We start from the raw sequence: 3,383 nt of genomic DNA on the forward strand, positions 1-3,383 counted from the left end.
GGCGCGTGGGGGATGGCACTGGCTCATGCCGGCCTTGGCGTATTCATTCTGGGTGCGGTGGTGGAAACCGGTTTCAAGGTCGAGGCCGCCCGCGCCCTCCCGCTCAAGGGCGAGGTTGCCGCCGGTCCGTGGAAGGTCCGCTTGGACGAAGTCAATATCGTTGAAGGCCCGAACTATCTGGCCGAACAGGGCAAGCTCACTGTGGCTCGCGCTGACGGACGGGGCCGTGAGAAGACCGTCACCGCCGAGCGCCGCTTCTTCCCTGCCGGTGGTCAGACCACGACCGAGGTTGGTCTGGATTTCCGCGGCCTCGATGACGTCTATGTCGTGATGGGCGAGCGCGGCCAGACCGAAGCGGGCGAACAGTCTTGGGTCGTCCGCCTTTACTGGAACCCGTGGGCGCGCCTGATCTTCCTTGGACCGCTGATGATGGCCTTGGGCGGGCTGGTCTCGCTTCTGGATCGCCGTCTGCGCGTGGGGGCAGGGCCGGGTGCTCGTCGCCGCAAGGAGGTCGGGGCTTGAGACGGATGCTGACACTGGGTCTGCTTGCGGCGCTGGTTGCCACGACGGCCTTGGCTGAACCGGCTGTAGGGCCGGATCGTCCGCTGGCCGATGCGGCACAAGAGGCGAGGGCGCGCGAGCTTTTCACCGATATCCGCTGTGTCGTCTGCCAGCATGAAGCCATTGCCGACAGTCCCGCAGCGATTGCCGCAGACATCCGTGCGCTGGTCCGCGAGCAAATAGCCGAGGGCCAGTCCGACGAAGCGATCCGTCGCGATCTGGTGCGTCGCTATGGGGACTATGTGTTGTTCACCCCGCCCTTCCGGTGGGGGACGCTGGTGCTGTGGCTTGGTCCATTCCTGCTGGCTATCGGGGCGGGCACCGCCTTGTTCATGCGCGCACGCAGACGCAAGCCGGAAGGGGCCGCGCTGGACGAGCGCGAGGAGGCCGAACTCGACGCATGGATCAAGGCCGACGACGAAAGCGGCCAAGCTTAACAAACTCGACATCTGCGGACGCGGTTTTGCCCCAGTTGGGACATGGCAAAACCTCGGTCAGTATCGAACCATTCTTGCATTGTAGGCATTGGCTTTAGCCAAGGGCACCTATATCCCTTGTTTGTGGAATTCACCGGATTCCAAAACGTAGACTGCAAGGACGACGATGCTGAAACGCAAGGAGTTCATTCTGGGGGCCGCCGTTGGCCTGACCTTCGCCGCAGCGGCGACGGCAGGTGGCGTCATCCAGTGGCCAGCTGCCGAGGCAGCGCCCGCATCCGCGACCCGGTTGGCACCTTCCGCAGGTGCGGCGGGTCTGGCATTCGCGCCGCCGCAGGGCGCGCCGCTCAGCTTCGCTGATATTTTCGAACAGGTCGCACCGGCTGTGGTGCAGATCGACGTCAAGACGCGGGTCCAGCGTCCGCGCACCATCCAGATTCCGGGCTTCCCCTTCCCGTTCACAGCACCTGAGCGTGGCGGCGCGGAGCGGTCCGAAGAAGACACCCAACTGGCTCCGGGCAGCGGGTCGGGCTTCTTTATCTCGGCTGACGGCACCATCGTTACCAATAACCACGTGGTCGCAAACGCCGAGGAAATCACCGTTAAACTCAGCGACGGCCGCACCTTCAAGGCGCGGCTTGTGGGCCGTGACGAAGCCTCCGATCTGGCTGTGATCAAGGTGGACGGCGACGCCTTCCCGTTCGTCAGCTTCGAGCAATCCTCGGAGCCGCGCGTCGGCGACTGGGTTATCGCGGTCGGCAACCCGTTCGGTCTGGGCGGCACGGCCACAGCCGGTATCGTTTCGGCCAAGTCGCGTGAAATCGGTGGCGGCGTCGCCAACGACTTCCTGCAGATCGATGCGGCGATCAACCGTGGCAACTCCGGTGGTCCGACGTTTGACATCTATGGTCGCGTGATCGGTGTGAACACGGCGATCTTCTCGCCGTCGGGTGGCTCGGTTGGCATCGGCTTTGCCATTCCGGCCAAGACCGCCAAGGAAATCACCGACCGTCTGATCCGCGGCGAAAAGATCGAGCGCGGCTATCTGGGCGTTCAGATCTCCGATCTCCAGCCGGACGTGAAGGAGGCTCTGGGCCTTGGCGCGGACACCAAGGGTGCCTTTGTGGCCCAGATCACGCCGGGATCGCCTGCCGCCGAGGCAGGCCTCAAGGAAGAAGATATTGTGACCTCGATCAACGGGGAGGCCGTCGACGGCTCGTCCAGCCTGACCCGCCGCGTGGCTGCCGCCAAGCCGGGTGACCGCCTGCGTCTCGAAGTCCTGCGCGAGGGCCGCCGCGAGACGGTCGATGTGCGCGCGGGTCGTCGCCCGTCCGAGGAAGAACTGAACCAGCAGATGGACGGTACGGAATCGCCCGATGCCCCGCCGCCTGCGGTCTCGGGTACGGTGGTCGAGGGCGTGACCGTGACCGGTATCACCTCGGCCCTGCGTCAACGCTATGACATTCCGGCCGACGTCAGCGGCGTGGTTGTCACGGCAGTCGAGGCCGGTTCCGAGGCAGGCAAGCTGGGCATGCCGCCGGGTCTGGTGATCCTGCGGGCCAATAACCGCGTGGTGACAGATGCCGCATCGTTCCGCGCAGCAGTCGATGCCGCCCGTAGTTCGGGTCGCCCCAGCGTACTGTTGATGGTCCGCTATCAGGGCGTGAACCGTTCGCTTGTCCTGCCCTTGGCCAAGAACCAGTGACGGTGAAAAGTGCCCTAATCTGGGTGCAAACCTGACGAAGGCTTAACTCACGGTTTCGGCGGCAATCTGTTAAGGTTGCCGCCGAATACCAATCTGGAGGGGTTCATGCGAATTTTGGTTGTCGAGGACGACGCCGAGGCTGCGACCGCAATGGTACGCGGGCTGTCCGAGGCTGGTCACGAAGTCACCCACGCCGTAGACGGTGCCTTTGGCCTGCTCGAAGCCCAAAAGGGTGGGTACGACGTCTATGTCGTGGACCGCATGATGCCGCGCCTCGATGGCATCGGCATGGTCGAGACCCTGCGCAAGGGTGGGGACCAGACCCCCGTCCTGTTCCTCTCGGCCCTTGGCGAAGTCGAAGACCGTGTGGTCGGCCTCAAGGCCGGTGCCGATGACTATCTGGTCAAGCCCTACGCCTTTGCCGAACTGATCGCGCGCGTTGAAGCCCTGTCGCGCCGTCGCGAGACGGGCGGCGTGCAGACCGTGCTCAAGGTCGGCGAGCTTGAAATGAACCTGATCGCCCGCACTGTGAGCCGCGAAGGTCAGGACATCGACCTGCAACCGCGCGAGTTCCAGCTGCTGGAGTTCCTGATGCGCCACGCAGGCCAGTCGGTGACCCGCACCATGCTGCTGGAGAAGGTCTGGGAATACCACTTCGACCCTCAGACCAACGTCATCGA

General features: G+C 64.3%; 4 protein-coding genes. All 4 read left to right on the top strand.

What is annotated here, in order from left to right:
- Window positions 1-522: cytochrome c-type biogenesis CcmF C-terminal domain-containing protein (locus OB03_RS14510; protein ID WP_461344632.1), on the top strand; the 522-nt coding region annotated here is incomplete at its 5' end.
- Window positions 523-527: 5 nt separating this feature from the next.
- Window positions 528-998 carry a cytochrome c-type biogenesis protein gene (locus OB03_RS14515; protein ID WP_461344635.1) on the top strand — a complete coding sequence of 157 codons (471 nt, stop codon included), beginning with the start codon at window positions 528-530 and terminating at the stop codon, window positions 996-998.
- A gap of 166 nt (window positions 999-1,164) precedes the next feature.
- Window positions 1,165-2,703 carry a Do family serine endopeptidase gene (locus tag OB03_RS14520; RefSeq protein ID WP_461344633.1) on the top strand — a complete coding sequence of 513 codons (1,539 nt, stop codon included), beginning with the start codon at window positions 1,165-1,167 and terminating at the stop codon, window positions 2,701-2,703.
- 105 nt (window positions 2,704-2,808) lie between these two features.
- On the top strand, window positions 2,809-3,383 hold a 575-nt coding region (locus tag OB03_RS14525; RefSeq protein ID WP_461344634.1), incomplete at its 3' end, for a response regulator transcription factor.

This window comes from Brevundimonas sp. GN22, assembly GCF_054824005.1.

Coding starts and splice junctions, on each gene's coding strand:
- OB03_RS14520 (WP_461344633.1), top strand. CDS start 1,165: ATGCTGAAACGCAAGGAGTTCATTCTGGGGGCCGCCGTTGGCCTGACC.
- OB03_RS14515 (WP_461344635.1), top strand. CDS start 528: ATGCTGACACTGGGTCTGCTTGCGGCGCTGGTTGCCACGACGGCCTTG.